16 protein-coding genes are annotated in these 16235 nt (G+C 70.6%); 14 read left to right on the top strand and 2 right to left on the bottom strand.

The annotated features are described in order from the left end of the window. Window positions 1–1159: 1159 nt before the first annotated feature. The gene (locus FCN18_RS35485; RefSeq protein ID WP_228714287.1) at window positions 1160–1699 is read right to left on the bottom strand and encodes a prepilin peptidase; all 540 of its coding nucleotides are present in this window, start codon (window positions 1697–1699) and stop codon (window positions 1160–1162) included. Between the two features lie 327 nt (window positions 1700–2026). On the opposite strand from FCN18_RS35485, the gene FCN18_RS35490 reads away from it, so the two are divergent. The 9 genes from FCN18_RS35490 (at window position 2027) to FCN18_RS35530 (ending at window position 9381) form a co-directional block, all read left to right on the top strand. Then, window positions 2027–2605 carry a hypothetical protein gene (locus FCN18_RS35490; protein ID WP_228714288.1) on the top strand — a complete coding sequence of 193 codons (579 nt, stop codon included), beginning with the start codon at window positions 2027–2029 and terminating at the stop codon, window positions 2603–2605. 278 nt (window positions 2606–2883) lie between these two features. Further along, window positions 2884–3612: a hypothetical protein gene (locus FCN18_RS39595; RefSeq protein ID WP_228714289.1), complete on the top strand. Its 729-nt coding sequence runs from the start codon at window positions 2884–2886 to the stop codon at window positions 3610–3612. A gap of 121 nt (window positions 3613–3733) precedes the next feature. Then, complete coding sequence (locus tag FCN18_RS35500; RefSeq protein WP_228714290.1) at window positions 3734–4453, top strand: SAF domain-containing protein; 720 nt, start codon at window positions 3734–3736, stop codon at window positions 4451–4453. 38 nt (window positions 4454–4491) lie between these two features. Beyond that, window positions 4492–5406, top strand: a complete 915-nt coding sequence (locus FCN18_RS35505; protein WP_228714291.1) for a MinD/ParA family ATP-binding protein — start codon at window positions 4492–4494, stop codon at window positions 5404–5406. Then, window positions 5403–6785: a CpaF family protein gene (locus FCN18_RS35510; RefSeq protein ID WP_116051731.1), complete on the top strand. Its 1383-nt coding sequence runs from the start codon at window positions 5403–5405 to the stop codon at window positions 6783–6785. The genes FCN18_RS35505 and FCN18_RS35510 overlap by 4 nt, the downstream gene beginning before the upstream one ends. Then, a complete protein-coding gene (locus tag FCN18_RS35515; protein WP_116051738.1) occupies window positions 6782–7714 on the top strand; it encodes a type II secretion system F family protein in 933 nt (310 codons plus the stop codon). Before FCN18_RS35510 ends, FCN18_RS35515 begins: the two co-directional genes overlap by 4 nt. Next, on the top strand, window positions 7711–8604 hold the full coding sequence (locus FCN18_RS35520; protein WP_116051732.1) for a type II secretion system F family protein: 894 nt from the start codon (window positions 7711–7713) through the stop codon (window positions 8602–8604). The genes FCN18_RS35515 and FCN18_RS35520 overlap by 4 nt, the downstream gene beginning before the upstream one ends. Before the next feature lie 63 nt (window positions 8605–8667). Then, on the top strand, window positions 8668–8880 hold the full coding sequence (locus tag FCN18_RS35525) for a hypothetical protein (protein WP_116051733.1): 213 nt from the start codon (window positions 8668–8670) through the stop codon (window positions 8878–8880). Window positions 8881–8883: 3 nt separating this feature from the next. Then, entirely contained in the window at window positions 8884–9381 is a 498-nt protein-coding gene (locus tag FCN18_RS35530) for a TadE/TadG family type IV pilus assembly protein (RefSeq protein ID WP_116051734.1), read from the top strand. 44 nt (window positions 9382–9425) lie between these two features. Here FCN18_RS35530 and FCN18_RS35535 read toward each other — a convergent pair whose 3' ends face one another. Continuing rightward, window positions 9426–10214: a class I SAM-dependent methyltransferase gene (locus FCN18_RS35535; protein WP_116051739.1), complete on the bottom strand. Its 789-nt coding sequence runs from the start codon at window positions 10212–10214 to the stop codon at window positions 9426–9428. A 199-nt stretch (window positions 10215–10413) separates the two neighbouring features. On the opposite strand from FCN18_RS35535, the gene FCN18_RS35540 reads away from it, so the two are divergent. Genes FCN18_RS35540 through FCN18_RS35560 form a run of 5 tightly spaced genes read left to right on the top strand, consistent with a single transcriptional unit; the run spans window position 10414 to window position 15747 of the window. Then, entirely contained in the window at window positions 10414–11325 is a 912-nt protein-coding gene (locus FCN18_RS35540) for a hypothetical protein (protein ID WP_116051735.1), read from the top strand. Beyond that, complete coding sequence (locus tag FCN18_RS35545) at window positions 11322–11795, top strand: TadE/TadG family type IV pilus assembly protein (protein WP_116051736.1); 474 nt, start codon at window positions 11322–11324, stop codon at window positions 11793–11795. The genes FCN18_RS35540 and FCN18_RS35545 overlap by 4 nt, the downstream gene beginning before the upstream one ends. Beyond that, complete coding sequence (locus FCN18_RS35550) at window positions 11792–12244, top strand: hypothetical protein (protein WP_137097272.1); 453 nt, start codon at window positions 11792–11794, stop codon at window positions 12242–12244. Before FCN18_RS35545 ends, FCN18_RS35550 begins: the two co-directional genes overlap by 4 nt. Window positions 12245–12280: 36 nt before the next feature. Continuing rightward, on the top strand, window positions 12281–12718 hold the full coding sequence (locus FCN18_RS35555) for a hypothetical protein (RefSeq protein WP_116052066.1): 438 nt from the start codon (window positions 12281–12283) through the stop codon (window positions 12716–12718). Further along, a complete protein-coding gene (locus FCN18_RS35560; protein ID WP_116052065.1) occupies window positions 12715–15747 on the top strand; it encodes a BTAD domain-containing putative transcriptional regulator in 3033 nt (1010 codons plus the stop codon). Before FCN18_RS35555 ends, FCN18_RS35560 begins: the two co-directional genes overlap by 4 nt. Window positions 15748–16235: the final 488 nt, after the last annotated feature.

The raw sequence follows: 16235 nt of genomic DNA on the forward strand, positions 1-16235 counted from the left end.
CCTGCACAGATCAACCCTGGGCGGCACTATGTGACACTCGTTGACACCGCAAACCCGGGGATTAAAAGTCCTTTGCTCTACCAACTGAGCTAGCGGCCCTCCGCCAGTCTAACGATGGTCCGCTGATTGCGAGCACGCCGGGGCGGTACCAGTGGTCGTGAGTGACGAGGTTGACGCTGCGCTGTCAGCGCGAGGCACCGGGGCGAATCGCTCTCCGACACCGACGATCGCCGACGTCGAACAAACGACGGGGCGCGAAGGAACTGGCCGATGATGTCGACCTATGGATAAAGATCTGCGCTGGTTCGCATGCGCGAGCTGACCAGTACGTACAGCGCCCCACCGCCGCGCAATCGCTTGTGTCTTGACTGGTGAGCACAAGACCTGGACAGATCTGTCCTCCCGCGAAGGCTGCCTACGCGGCGGACGATGCGTCACGGTGGGGTCATGCGAGCCGATCGATACCAGGGACTCCGAGTTAGTTGGGGAGCGGTGTTCCTGGTCGCCCCGGTAGCAGGGAACACCATCCCAGGCGTCGCTGACATCGACTTGCTGGAAACAGCGGAAGCTCGAGGCGATGCTCCAGTCCGAGAGATTGACAACTCTAGGACGCAAAACGGGGACCTTGTCTGCCGGAGCACCAGTTGCTTCCGGCTTGTGCGGTGCGGCGGTTGCCAGGAACTCGGCCTACGCGTCCGCCGCACCGCCACATTGCATCAACCCCGATGGTCCGGCAGGAGCGCATAATGGCCCACTTCCTCCTCCGTTGCTCTCACACACGACCACTGGACGAAACCGATGACGCCGAAGTCGGCGAACTCGTCGACAATCCTGAGTCCATACCTCGGTTCGTGTGGTGCGACGCCTGCACCGTCTGGCAGCCCGTCTCGGATCTCGTCAGCGTCGCGGTGTCAACTACCGATAGCGGTGGCGAGAACGAACCTATGCTCGACGACGAGGTGAACGTTCAGTGGACTTCCACGGAGGTCCCGGAGCCCCGCGCCGGACAGTCTTCGGGAACGGCCAACCTCGAATCGTCCCCTGGCTTGGATGCAGTCGCGCCACCGACCGCCGGACGGCACCGCAGATCCTCGCAGTCGGAGGAGTACGCGCGATGACGGCATGCATCGGCTACCAGAGTCTCCACCTGGAATGTGCGCTATCCGCCGAGTGTCAGCATGATGAACGCCCCAACGAACAGACACGGGCCGAACGGCACCACCAGGCCACCGCGTTCGTCGCGACGGCGGGCACTCGGAACGGCGAGCAGTATCAGTGCCAGCACCGAGGCCACCAACAATGCACCGGCGACCTCCGGCCACCCGGACCATCCAGTCACCACTCCGATCACGGCTGCCACGCTCAAATCCCCGGCGCCCACGCCTCCGTCGCTGACCACCGCCAAGACCAGGAACAGCGCTCCCACCGCCACCAGCGCCCCCAGAGCACGCACGCCAGGGGCAGCTTCGCTCCGGACGATGCTCAGCACTGTGAAGCCAACACAGGCGCCGGCCAACTGCGGGTACACCAGCGCCCGGGGCAGCCGGTGCTCGCACCAGTCGATCACCGCCAGGGGAACCGCCAGCACCGCCACGAACCCGTAGACGACGAGTTCGCCACGGGCTCCGACTCGCCACGCCAGCAAACCCAGGACAGCGGCGGTGAGCGCGGCACCGAGCCACCACGAGCCGGCCAGCACACGGTCCCGTCGCAGAAACCGGCGCGTGAGTCCGCTCGCGACCGTGCCAAGGACCAGCCCGGCCGAGGCAGCGCCAACGGTCCACGCGCCGCTCGCTGTGACCTGCACGATCCCTCCACCCGTCGGATGATCACCCGCAACGCCATCCTGCCCGCCCGCTCCCCGGTCCCGCCCGCACTCAACCCAACGAGTGAACTTCCCGGCAGAGCGGCCGCTCGGAACAGCGTTGCCACGACAGTCGGTCTAGAGGCGAGCCCGCCATCGGGACGTATCACCGCCTGGCCTGCCCGCACTCACCTGCGATCGTCGACGAACTGGGGGACCGTGATGACCCACCGCAGCATCCGCCTCACCCTGGCCGCACTCACCACCGCGACCGGACTCGGCTTGAGCGTGAGCGCCTGCAGCCCGGACAGCGGTGCAGCCCCTGCCACCTCAGACCCGGCCCCACAATCTTCGACGACCACCACGGCCACCTCCCCAGCAGATAACGCCAAGCAGAAAGCCATCGCCGCCTACCTTGGTATGTGGAGTGACATGGCGACAGCCGCCACAACCTCAGATTGGCAGTCCTCGACGCTGGCTCAGAACGCGACGGGCGAGGCGTTGCAGACCATCTCACGCAGCCTCTATGCCGATCACTACAACGGCCTGGTCACCAAGGGGCGCCCGGTCAACCATCCCGAAGTAGCGTCGGTGGATCCGCAGGACAAGCCCACGTCGGTGACCATCACCGATTGCGGTGACTCGACGGACTGGCTCAAGTATCACGCCGACAGTGGCGAACTCGCCGATGACGAGCCAGGAGGCCGCCGGCACATCGAAGCCCTGGTGAAGAAGGCTGTCGATGGCTCCTGGAAAGTCACGACGTTCGCCGTGCACGAGGTCGGATCATGCGGCACGTAACCAAATCAGCGGTGACAACTCTCGCGGCTCTGGGGATCGTGGCAGTTTCGGCCTGTCCGGCCTTCGCGGACGGGTGGGGAAACGTCGAGTGTGGTGCGGGAGGAAATCCCTCCTGCGACCTCAGCGCTGGGAGCTCAGGTGCTGACTCCCCACACGCTCCGAGGAACCCAGGGGCGCAACACCATGCACAACCGGACGGTGACAAGCACAAGAGTGGTCCGTCATCACAGGGCGACAGCATTGTCGGTGTTGATCCCAATTTGGCGGATTGTTCCTATGTGCGTAGCAATTATCAGCCGCCGGCCAATGGGGTGCAGACGGCCAGCTACCGGCCACGGTCCTCGGGTTCGGGTGGGATGCAGTTTGTGTCGCTGACCCACTCGCGCCCTCAGGGGGTAGTGCTGGCGCAGGCTCCAGGCGAGGGGGGCGGGTGGTATGTCTACCGCTGTTCCGGTGAGGGCATGCGTGATGCTTTGTATCGGGCGCCGGTGTGGATTGCCGATGATGAGGCGCCGGGAGCGGAACCGGTGCCGTCGCCGGAGCAGTTGGCGGAGCAGGCTCGGGCGCAGCTGCGGTTGCCGAGCCCGGTGATCGCTTCGAGCCCGGCTGGGACGCAGTTGGTGCGGTTGCCGACGTGGCTGTGGCTGGACCGCGCGATGTGGCAGCTGCAGTCCGCGACGGCGGCGGTGTCGGCGGTGTCGGTGACCGCGACGGCGACACCGACGTCGGTGTCCTGGGCGATGGGCGATGGCAGCACCGTGACCTGCACCGGCCCAGGAATCCCGTTCCCGGGCGGTGGTGATCCGCGGTCGGCGTCGCCGGATTGCGGTCACACCTATCAACGGTCCTCTGCGGCTGTCGCGGGGGAGCGGTTCGAGGCCACGGCGACGGTGTCGTGGCGGATCACCTGGTCCGGCGGCGGGGCCTCGGGGACGTTTCCGGACTTGACCACCAGCGCCTCGGCGTCGTTCCGGGTCGCCGAAGCCCAGGCCCTGGGCACCGGATAGGCGCGACACCCCTTTCCAACTGAATGCCCCTTTTTTGTTCCTTTCCTGACCACGCATTAACGGCAGTGGAGATCGCTGGGTGAATGCGTGGTGCGGGTGATCTATGCCTGGAGGTCTGATCGTGACCAGCACCGACACTTCCGCCCCTGGCCGCACTGCGGCCGGTGACACCCGCCCGGTGTCCTGGCTGGATTCTTCGGGCTCGGCGCCGGCGTCGGCTCCGCGTCGGGGGCGTCGGCGCCGGTTGCCGCATTTGGTGGCGGGGATGTTGCTGGTGGTGGTGTGTGTCGGGGGTGCGGTGTGGTGGACCAGCAGCACTCAGGATCGGGTTCCGATGCTGGCGTTGGCGAGGCCGGTCACGGTCGGGCATGTGCTGACCCAGGCGGACGTGCGCACCGTCGCGGTGTCCGCGGCGCCGGGTGTGGCGTTGATTCCGGCGGAACAGGCGGGCAGTGTGGTGGGCCGCCCGATGGCGATGAGTCTGGGGGCGGGGGCGTTGCTGACCCCGGACGCGGTGGGCGCTGCGGTGCTCCCGGCGGCGGGTCGGGCGGTGGTCGCGGTCGGGGTGAAGCCGGGCCAGTTTCCCCCCGAAATCGCCACCGGCACCCCGGTGACCGTCGTCGTCACCGCCGCCAGTGCGACGGGAGCGTCGACCGGTAGTGCGCAGGGGGACGGTCCCGGGACGTCCTGGACCGCGACGGTCGTCGGTGTCGCAGCCGCGGGCACGGATCAGACCACGGTGGTGTCGCTGGATCTCGACACGGCCGGGGCGTCGCAGCTGGCGCAGGTCCCGGCCGGGCAGCTCGCGCTGGTGATGCAACCCGCGGGGGGTGGGCGCTGATGCTCATCGCCGTGTGTTCGGTGAAAGGGTCGCCAGGGGTGACCACGCTGGCGGTCGCGCTGGCCGCGCAGTGGCCGCAAGCCGAGAGCACCCGTCGTCTGATCGCCGAGGTCGACCCGTCCGGGGGTGATCTCGCGATGCGGTTCGGGCTCTCGGCCACCCCGGGCCTGGTCAGCCTCGCCGCCGCCGCACGCCGCACCCACGGGCCCGGGGTGGTGTGGGAGCACACCCAGGCCCTGCCCGGCGGCGCCCGGGTGCTGGCGGCCCCGCCCGGCGGCGGGCACGCCCGCGCCGCGCTGTCCACCCTGACCGCCACCCCGAACGGGCCGTCGTTGCTGCACGCGGTCGCCGGCGAGGCGGGGGTGGTGGTGCTGGCGGATTGCGGGCGCGTGGATCCCGGGTCACCGGCCGAGGCGATCGCGCGCCGCGCGGACGCGCTCGTCCTGGTGACCGGAACCCAGGGCGACGACCTCGCCCACACCGCAGCCCGTTTGGGCGAGCTGGCCGGCTGGACGCCGCGCCCGGGGCTCCTGCTTACCGGGGAGGGATACCCGACCGTGGACGTCGAGCGGGAGCTGGGCGTGTCGGCGATCGGCCGCCTCCCCCACGACCCGGCCGCGGCCGCCCTCATCAGCGGGCACCGGAGAGCACCGGCTCGCCGCCGTGGCAGTGGCGGGCTCGCCCGCCAGACGGCCGCGCTCGCCCGCGCCCTGGCCACCCCTGCGGCACCGCCCTCCGTCGCCGCCCCGCCGCAGGCGCATGCGGTGGGGATGGTGCCGGGCGTGCCTGCCCAGCAGGTGCGTCACCAGCCGGGCACCACGGTGAGCACCCCAATCGGACACCGGCCGTCCATACCGCCTCTGCGGCCTCCGATGCCCGTGCCGCCGCTGGGCAACGGCCTGTCTCGCAACGGCCACCAGCCCAGCACCTTCGGGAAGGAGCCACTCCCGTGACCCAGACCGACCACACCGCAGCACCTCATCCCACTCTGGCCGGGGATGTGGGGGAGGCGGAGCAGCGGTTGCGCACCCGGCTGCGCCGGGCGCTGACCACGGATTTGCCCGGCCGGGTCGAGGCCGCCACCGGCACCCACGGTGCGGGTGTGAGCCTGGCCCGGCGCCGGGAGATCGGCCGGGAGGTCCTCGACACCGCGATCGCCGCGCACAGTGAGGCGGAGCTGCTGGCAGGGCGTGTGTTGGTGGACTCGGTGTGCGAGCAGCGGCTCGTCGAGCAGGTGCTGGACGAGCTGTTCGGCCTCGGTGGTCTGCAACCGCTGCTGGCCGATCCGTTGGTGGAGACGATCGCGGTCAACCGCTTCGACCGGGTATTCGTCCAGTACAACGACGGCCGCCGCGCCCAGGTCGCCCCGGTAGCGGAGTGCAATGAGGAACTCACCGACCTGATCCGCACCCTCGCGGCGCGCGCCTCTTCCGAAGAGCGCCGGTTCGACCGCGGCTCGCCCGCGCTGAACCTGCAACTGCCCGGCGGCGAACGGCTGTTCGCCGTGCTGGGGCTGACCGCGGGGGGCGTGACGGCGTGCACGATCCGCCGGCACGGCTACCTCACCGCCACCCTCGCCCAGCTGCGCCGCCGCGGCACCCTCGACGTCGGGCTGGAGCGGTTCCTGCGCGCACTGGTGCGGGCACGCAAGAACGTGCTGATCACCGGCGGCACCGGCGCCGGAAAAACCACCCTGCTGCGGGCATTAGCCTCGGAGATGGACCCACTCGAACGCATCGTCACCGTCGAGGACGCCTTCGAACTCGGCCTCGGACTCGATCCCGGGCTCCACGCCGACGTCACCGCCCTGCAGGCCCGCGAACCCAACGTCGAGGGCGCGGGCAAGATCGATCAGGCCGAGCTGGTCCGCTGGGGCCTGCGGATGTCCCCGGACCGCGTGATCGTCGGGGAAATCCGCGGCGCCGAAGTCATCCCGATGTGCAACGCGATGTCGCAGGGCAACGACGGCTCCATGGCCACCCTGCACGCCTCCAGCTCGAAAATCGCCTTCACCCGCCTCGCCTCCTATGCCGCGCAAGGCCCGGAACGGCTGCCCCTGGAGGCCACCGCCCTGCTGGTCGCGAGCGCGGTGCATTTCGTGGTGCACCTCGACCGCGCCACCGACCGGACCACACGGGTGATCGCCTCGATCCGCGAGGTCACCGACGCCGAGGCGGGCTCGGTGATCTCCAACGAAATCTACCGCCGTGGCCCGGACCGTCGAGCCGTGCCGGTGGCCGGGGCGTTGCGCGCGGACACCCTCGACGACCTGGTCGCGGCCGGGTTCGACCCGAACCTGTTGAGCCGCCCGGAGGGGTGGTGGACGCCATGAGCATCGACACCAGCACCATTCTCGCCGCCGTGCTCGGCGTGGGTGCCGCCCTCGGCGTGCTCCTGATCGTGGCCGCCTGGCGCCGGCCCGCGGCGGCGTCGTCGCCCTCGCGGCGGGCCGGGCTGATTCGCGCGGCACGCGGCCATGCTGGCGAGCGGCGTGCGCTGCTGCGCCTGACTGTGGCCGTCGGTGCGGGTGTGCTGACCGGAGCCGTGACCGGGTGGATCGTCGGCGCCATGCTGGCCACCGCGACGGTGTGGTTCCTGCCCCGCCTGGTCGGCCCCGATCGCGCCCACACACAGCGGGTCGCGCGCATCGAGGCGATCGCCTCCTGGACAGAGATGCTGCGCGACGTCCTCTCCGCCGCGGCGGGGCTCGAGCAAGCCATCCTCGCCACCGCCAAGCTCGCGCCCGCGGCCATCCGCGGCGAGATCGCCGCCCTCGCCGCGAGGCTGGAAAGCGGGCAGCGCCTGGCGCCGACGCTGCGGGCCCTGGCACGCGAGCTGGACGACTCCACCGCGGACCTCGTCCTCGCCGCACTGGTCCTGGCCGCCGAGCACCAGGCCCGCCAGCTCGGCGACCTGCTCGGCTCGCTGGCCACGACCGCCCGCGAGCAGGCCGCCATGCGCCTGCGTGTGGAAACCGGGCGGGCACGGACCCGGACCTCGGTGCGGGTCATCGTCGCCACCACCCTGGCCTTCGCCGCCGGGGTCGTGGTGTTCAACCGCGCCTACCTCGACGTCTACAACACACCCACTGGCCAGGTCGTCCTGCTGCTCATCGGCGCATTGTTCGCCGGCGGGTTCGCCTGGCTCGCCCGGATCGCCACCAGCGGAGCCCAACCCCGGGTCCTCACCCTCGACACCACCGACCCGCCCACAGCACCCGCTGGGAGCGCGGCAACGACCATCGGAGGTGAGTACTCGTGATTCCCGCACTCGCTTTCGGCACGGGTGCGGGTCTCGGCCTGTGGCTGCTGCTGACCTGGGCCCTGCCACCTCACCCGGCACTGAGCGACCGCCTCGCCCAGGTCGACACACGGCCACCGGCCACACCGATCGTCCTCGCGGCCGACGCCGCCTGGGTCACCACCTGGGGCGGGATATTCGTACCGGGCCTGCGCAAGCTCGGGCTGCCCGGCGCGACGATCCACGCCGATCTGCGGGTCATCGGCCGCGGCGTCGACACCCACCTCGCGTCTCAAGCGTTGCTGGCCGTGGCCGGGCTGCTCGCCCCGTGGTTCCTGCATGCACTACTGGCCCTCGGCGGGTTTTCCTTGGGTGTGGAGGTGCCGCTGCTGGCTGGGCTCGCGCTCGCCGCACTCGGCTTCCTGACCCCCGATCTCGACGTCCGCGCCAAGGCGGCCCGGGCGCGGCGAGAATTCCGCGACGCGCTCTCGGCGTTCCTGGATCTGGTGTGGATCACCCTCGCCGGCGGGGCCGGCGTCGAGGCCGCTCTCGGCGATGCCGCGGCCGTCGGCGCGGGCCCGGCATTCGACATGATCCGCCGCACGCTGGACACCGCGCAGCTGACCCGCACCACCCCGTGGAACACCCTGCGCCGCCTTGGGGAGGAACTCGACATCACCGAACTGTCCGAACTCGCCGAGTCGATCTCCCTGGCCGGCACCGAAGGCGCCCGTGTCCGCGCCTCGCTGGCCGCGAAAGCCCACGCCCTGCGCACCCACCAGATCACCGCCGCCGAAGCCGACGCCCAGGCGGCCACCGAACGCATGGCACTGCCCGTGACGCTGCTGTTCGTCGGGTTCCTCGGCTTCATCGCCTACCCGGCCGTCATTCAAGTCCTCAACGGACTCTAGCCACTCATCCGATACCCGCCCAGCAGGAAAGGCGTTGCACGACAAGGGAAAGAAGGCACCATCATGTTGCACCACATCCGCACCCTGCGGGACCTGACGTGGGCGCGCATCACCCTGCTGCGCGCAGACCCGGAGCGCGGGGAGATCACCACCACCGTCATCGTCACCGCGCTGATGGCCATCGCCGCGATCGCGATCATCGCGATCATCGTGGCGAAGCTGACGCAGAAGGCGAACTCCATCGACCTCGGCCTCGGCCTCGGCCTCGGCGGCTGACCCATGCCCGCCCGGTCGATCGGAAGAACTCGCGCCCGTGGGCTGGCCGGGCGCCTGCGATGCGCGTTGCGGGGAGACCGGGGCGAGGCCACCCTCGAGCTGGTCATCGCCACCCCATTGGTGCTGCTGGCGTTGCTGGCGATCATCCAGTTCGCCGTGTGGTCCCACGCCACTCACGTCGCCCAGGCCGCCGCCTCCCAAGCCCTGGCCGCGACCCGGACCCAGGACGGCACCACCAGCGCCGGGCACGCCGCGGGCCAGCGCCTGCTCGCCGAGCTGGCCGCCGGGCCGTTGCGCCATCCCGACGTCACCGTGTCCCGCGGCGCGACCACGGTGTCGGTGAGCATCCGCGGCGAGGCCGCCGCAGTCCTGCCCGGTGTGCATCTGCACGTGCACGCCGAAGCCGTCGGCGAGGTCGAACGCTTCATGCCCGATGTTCACGAATTCACGGATTCTGAATTGTCCGTTGCCGGGAACTCGAGGGCTGGAGGCGCAGGATGACGGTATCGGGGCGCTCAAGTTCGGCGCGGCAGACAGGGATCGTTTCAGCTTGTGCGGTGCGCGGTGGCCAATTGGGTCATGTATCGCTTGGTTATCCGTCCGCCGTAGCCGGTGTCGATCAGGTTCGAGATGCAGTTGAGCAGCCCTGTTTGTTGGGCTGGTGGCATCGCTCGGTGTCCCGAGTAGGTCAAAAGCAGATCGATGTACTCGTGGGTGCTGTAGGTCTGCTCCCACTCGTAGCGGCGGAACTGGACGGGACCGAAACGTCGGGATTCATCGATCTCGGTCGAATCGGTTGGCACATCGCCGGACGCCGAAAGACGCAAGCCCGGCGGTGTGGTGGGGTCGAAGCGTTCGTAACATTCCTGAACCTCCGCAAAGAAGGATTCGGTGCCACCGGCGATGTGGTGGGTGGATATCACCGCCAGGGTGCCGCCAGGGCACAGGGCGTCAGCGGCCTTGCTCGTCCGTACCGCGAGGTCGAGCCAGTGGAAGGCCGTCGCGGACAGCACGATGTCGAACCCGGCGGCGGGCAGCGTCCAGTCCTCGAATGCCGACACCACTACCTGCGCTGTGGGAAAGCCGACGAGATGCTGCCGTGCGATGGCGGCCATGTCGGTGCTCAACTCGACCGCGACAATCGCGCATCCGAGCCGAGCCAAGGAAAGCGTTGCTTGGCCAGTGCCGCAGCCGATCTCCAGCACTCGGGACCGAGGACCGATGGTGCCGAGGTCGTCGAACAGCTCGGCGGGGTACCCCGGTCGGCAACGGTCGTAGCGTTCAGCGGCCTCGCCGAAGACCGTTCGCAGTTTTTCCCGCCCAAGTTCTGTCACGAACACAGGCTACTGGGGCGCGTTGATCAGCCCAGGCGGAACAAGCACGGCGGTGTACCGGCTCGCGACTTCGACGCTGAGCCCGAACAGGTCGCAGACAGACATCGCCTCTAAGTCCCCCTGCCGCGACGGCGATCCCGGTGCTGGCCGAAAGGACACCCTGATGACACACCACACAGCGACTCGACCGACGACGCCCGTGCGGGCCGCGCTGTTCCCGGACGGGCCGGATTTGCTGCTGTTGAACCCGGATATCTGCGAGCGGCGGTGGCGTGGTGAGCGTCTCCGTGCCGGGTTGCGTCCGCGGATCGTCCTCACCGGACTGACCGGCGCCGTCCTTGCGGTCCTCGCCGCCTCCTCAGACAGCGGTTTCAGTGCGGTGTTCGCGTTGGGCGCCGGAACCCTCGCGGTCGGCGCGAGCACGGTCGCCGGCTGGCGCAACGCCACCCGCGTGCTCACCGACCACCGCCATGGTTCGGGAAGTCCGTGTCGTCTCGATCGTGTGCGGGGCGAGTTCTTCCTCCGCAGCCCCGACCTCGCCGAGGTCGCCACCGCGGCGCGGACCTTGATCGCCGGGGTGGACGAATTGCACCGCAGCCCGGCCCGCGCCTGGATCGACCCCGCGCTGCTGGGGGAAGTGCACCGGGTGGTGTGGGAGACGCTGTGCTGCCTGGACCGCACTCGCCCCGCGCGCAGTCTCGCCGACGACCTCGCCGCCGAGCCCGACACCGAGGCCGGCGAGCTGGCCGCCGCGGCACGCCAGGCGGTCGACGTGATCGACGACAGCCTCGGTGAGGTGGTGCGGCACGTGCACGCCTGCCTCGTGCTCACCCGGGCCTGGGAGGCCAAACTGCGACAGCGCGAACTGGCCGCCCTAACCGATCGCACCCTCGCCGTCCTGCCCGGCCACGCCCACGCACGTCGGGTGGCCGAGGCCGCGGAAGCGTTACCGCGCGCGGTGTTCGCGCATATCACCGCGGCCCGCGACGTCACCGGCGCCGGAGCGTTCCCCTGGGAACAGCCACCGTCCTCGTGGCCGCGAGGCCGACGCATCCTGTCTCGCCGCGATATGCCGTCGCGGGGAGCGCGGTCAGACGAGGGCCTGTCGTGAGCCGCCACGGTCGGACGGCGGCCCGGGGGTGGCTGCGGCGGTGGTGGGCGGGCGAGGGCGGCTCGGTGACCGCCGAGGCCGTGCTCATCACGCCGCTGCTGGTCATGCTGCTGGTGTTCGTGGCCGTGGTGGTCCATCGTGGCGTCGACGCCCGGCTGCGGCTCGACGACGCCGCCCACCAGGCCGCGCGCGCCGCCACCCTGCACCGCAGCACCCCGGCCGCGGCCACCGCCGCCCGCGACACCGCCGGGGCCGCCCTCGCCCAGGCCGGGCTGGTGTGCCGCGACGTCGCCACCACCCTGACCGGCACACCGGAGCCCGGTGACGTGGTGACCGTGCGGGTGCGCTGCACCGTCGACTTCGGCCAGGCCCTGCTGCTCGGCGTGCCCGGCGAGACGACCCTCGAATCGACCGCCAGCGAGGTCGTCGATACCCACCGATCCCAGCCCGGCACCGGAGCGACACCATGACCCCCCGCGCCCCGAACGTCGGCGGGTGGGGTGTCTGGTGGCGCGCCGACGACGGCCGGGTGACAGCCTTCGTGCTCGCCCTGCTGGCAGGGCTGCTCGCCCTGGCCGGGCTGAGCCTGGATGGCGGGCTCGCGCTCGCGAGCAAGGTCCGTTCCAGCGGTCAGGCCGAGTCCGCCGCCCGCGCCGGCGCCCAAGCTCTCGACCTCGCCGCCTATCGCGCCACCGGCACGGTCCGGCTCGACCCGGCACGCGCGCGTGAGCTGGCGCAGCGGTATCTGGCGAGCATCGGCGCCACCGGCACCGTCGCGATCGCCGGCAACACCGTGACCGTCGACGTTACCGCCATTTACCGAACACAGCTGCTGTCGCTGGTCGGCGTCGAGGCCATCCACACCCACGGCAGCGGCGCCGCCCACCCCCAGCACGGGGTCACCGACATCGAACCCTGAGGACTCCCAGCACCGTCACGGAAAGGAAAAGTCGACATGGCCACATCGGAAGAGGAGATCGCCCGTCGCCTCGAGGAACGAGACTCCGCGCGCAGCACACGTCGCGCACAGGCGGCCACCACTGTGGGCGAGCTGGCCCGTCGGCACACCGAGCTCGCCAGCCGGGTTGCCGAGCTCGAACGCGAGCTCGGCGAGGTCCTGACCGCGGCCGGCGACGTCATCGACGTGCCCGAGCTGGCCCAGGTCACCGACATCCCCGCCGCCGACCTCACCCGCTGGCGCGACCAGGCGGCCAAGCCCACCCGCCGCGGCAAGCGCACACGCCCCAGCTCGACGAAAAACGACACCAACGGCACAGACACGCAGACGGCCACCGAGCCACCTGCCGCCCGTCCAGTGACACCAGCACCACCGGTCGCACCGGAGTCCGTCGGCACCGGCGGAGTCGCGGCAGTGGCGGCGAGCAGCGGATGAGCACGCCGGCCGGTCGCACCCGGATCACGCGCACCGCGCGGCTGCTGGGCCGGGCGGTACGCGGGCTGCTCGCGGCCATCCTGCTGGCCGCGCTGGTCGTCGGGTTGCCGGTCGCGCTGATCTACGCCGTGGGATGGCCGTTGCCGGACCATCTGCCCACTTTGGACGAGATCGGCTCCGTGCTCATGGCGCCGATATCGAGCAGCGTCCTGCTCGACACGCTCGCGTGCCTGACCTGGCTGCTGTGGCTGGTGTTCGTCCTCGACGTCGCCGCGTGTGCCCTCGACGTCGCCCGGGGCGCTCGGTGGCCGCACCTGCGAACCCAGAGCGGGCCGGTGCGGCGCGTGGCGGCCGTGCTCGTCGGCGCCCTGCTGATCGCCGTGCTGGGCCGCACCGCCACCGCCGCACCCATCGCCCCCGCCGACACCGCGCGGCCCGTCGGGCACGCCCCGGTGGCCGTAACCGCCCCCGCCTGGCCCACGCCAGCCGCCAGCGAACACACCCACACCAACATCCCGTTGCCCTGGTCCCAGCCCTCGGCCGAGCCCGGAACCGAGCGGGTTCGGGCACCGGAGAACGGGGTGCACGACTCGCTGTGGCGGATCGCGCAGCGCCGCCTGGGCGACGGCGCGCGCTGGCCGGAAATCTGGGCCCTCAACAAGGGCAGCACCCAAGCCAGCGGGCGCGTGCTGACCAACCCGAACCTGATCCACCCCGGCGACACACTGCGCCTCCCCGCAACCAGCCACACTCCCACCCCACCTGATGCACCGTCACCACCACCGTCGGAACACGCGCCCCTGGCTCCGGTTCCCGAGTCGGCATCTCCGGCGCCGAGCACCACCACACCACCGCCGCCGTCGACGTCCGCCCCGCCCACCACGCCCGCCGCCGATCATGACGGCGAGCAGGACGCGAACAACTCCGCAGGGGGAGCGGTCACCTGGGGTAGCGGCGAGGTGTTCGTCAGTCTGGGCTTGGCCGCGGCGATCAGTGCTCTGTTGCTGCTCGCGCGGCGACGGCACGCGGCGCGTTACCGGCCCGGCAGTGGCCGGCGCGACGACGATCTGCCGTTCGCGCCGGTGGTGTATCAGCTGCGCTTGGCTCACCTACGCGCCCAGCACCACGACGAAGACGCCGATCTGGACGCCGCGAGCGGACAGGACACCGACGCACCGACCCCACCGCAGCGCCCCCACGCCCAGTCCGCCGTGTCACCGAGATCGACCACCGGCGCCCCGGGGCACACGGAGTTCGGGACCGAGGGGCAGGTGCGGGTTCTCACGCCGCGCACCCGCCGAGTGATCGGCGCCCCCGCCACCTCCGGAACCAGGCCGGAGATTCCGCCGTCCATAGTGGATATCGCCTTTGATACCAACACCGACGGTGCCGGTGGCGAGGGGACGACCGCCACCCTGGGCGGGGGAGCGCATGTCGCCCTTAACTTGGCCCGCGTCCACGGCCTCGGCCTGGTCGGGCCCGGTGGATACGCCGCGGCCCGCGCATTGCTGCTCACCTTGCTCACCACCGGGACCGAAGGCGGATCCGCGCCGAGGGTGCTTGTGCCCGCCGCGGATCTGGCCCGCCTGCTCGGCGTCCCGATGCCCGCTACGGACCTCCCGGACACGGTCACCGTGGTGGCCGATCTGGACACCGCACTAGCCTCCCTCGACCCGCAGAACCCGGCATCACACCCACCGGCAGTCCTGATCACGACGCCGCCCGGAGAACTGGATCAACAGGCCCAGCTGCAGAACCTGCTCGACAACCACAGCCCCGTCGGCGTCACCGCGCTGCTACTGGGCCAATGGCGTGCCGGAGTGACCGCCTATGTCACCGCCGGCGGGATCATCTCCGCGACCGACCCCGGCCTCGGCGAGCCACTGCGTGGCACCCGCGCCTTCACCCTGCCCGAGACCGCGACGCGGGAGCTGCTGGCCTTCCTGCGCGCCCCCCAGCCTGTCGAGGGCGCGCCTGTCGAACTTGACACCGCACCCGGCCGCGACGTGGCGATGACCGCCCCCGCACCTCGGCAGGCGGCGCAGCCACCGGAGGCTGAACCGTCCCATCCCGGGAACGCCGGAGGCGGACCTGATCGCCTGGAGATCACCTCGGGCCCGCCCGTGTCGGAGACGCCTCCCGCCGACGTCAGTCGGTCCGACGATGAGCCGCGCCCGCTGCCGCCGTTGACGGCGGACACGGTCCCCGGGACACCCGCGCCGCTGGTGCTGACAGTGTTCGGCGCCCCGGCCCTGCATTGGCGACCCGACCCCGCACAGCCTGCGGTCGGGCACCGCGACTTATCGGGTGAGTTGAGTAGCCGGCTGGTGGAGCTGTTGGTGTATCTCGCCGTGCATCCCGGCGGGGTGTCCCGAGACGGGATCGTCGATGCCCTGTGGCCCGATGCGCCGCCCCGCAACCCCCCCAGTGTGCTGCGCACCGTGCTCTCCCGGATCCGCCGCGCCCTGAACACTGCCACCCGCGGCGCGGTCGGCGAGCTGGTCCTGGTCGAGCACGGCCAGTACCGGCTCGATCCGGCCGTGGTGGAGGTGGACTACTGGGGCTTCGCCGACGCGATCACCGCCCGCCGCACCGCCACCACGCCGGAACGGCGTACCGACGCGTGCGAGGCAATCGTGGCGCACTACGGCGGGCTCTTGGCCGAGGGCGTGGACGGGGAGTGGCTGGTCGCCGCCCGGCAATCGACCCGCCGCGACGCGCTCGACGCGGTGGCCGCGCTCGCCCGCGCCCAAGTGGACACCGACCCGGACTACACCCTGGATCTGCTGGAGACCGCACGGGCATTCGATCCGCACAACGAACTGCTCTACCGCGACATCATGCGCCTGCAGCACGCACTCGGCCGGCACGAGGCCATCTCGCGCAGCCTGACCCTCCTGCGCACCCGCCTGGCCGAGCTCGACACCACCCCCACCACCGACACCGTGGACCTCGCCGCGCGGCTCCGCGCCCACCACACCGGAATCCCCGCCGCCGCCGCCGACGCCGCCCAATCCACGGCGCCATAAATGAACTCGTCGACCGTTCTCGATCACGCTTCAGCGAGACGGCAATCGAGACGTGAATCCCGGGCGGTAAAGGCAATTGTGCGAAACAGCGAAATACCTCGTTTTCCGGTCCCGATCCCGTCGGCGCCGATGCTAACGTCGACCGCACTAGCACAACCGTCGAGGACGAAGACAAAGAATCCCGTGGGCACGCGCCTGTATTCCACACCATCACCGACACCATTGGTTATCGAGTGTCGTGTGCCGCTGTCGCGCGCCGCGAAGACGTCCCTGCGCAACATTTATGGCTGCGACGTTCAGCGAGACGTCAGCCTCTCTTGCGTCGAGCGTCATGCCCGCGTGCGGATACCTGTTGCCACGGTCATGGACAGGGGCGACCCGGAGGGTGATTGCCCACCGGGGGGCCGCCGACCCGGCCTATCAGCCTCGTTCTCCGGTATCCGACTAAGGTGGATCCCCCCGTGTCAGGCGTTCTCGCAGCTCAAGCG

Origin of the sequence: Prauserella endophytica, from assembly GCF_005146945.1 — a bacterium.
Lineage (GTDB): Bacteria > Actinomycetota > Actinomycetes > Mycobacteriales > Pseudonocardiaceae > Prauserella_A > Prauserella_A endophytica.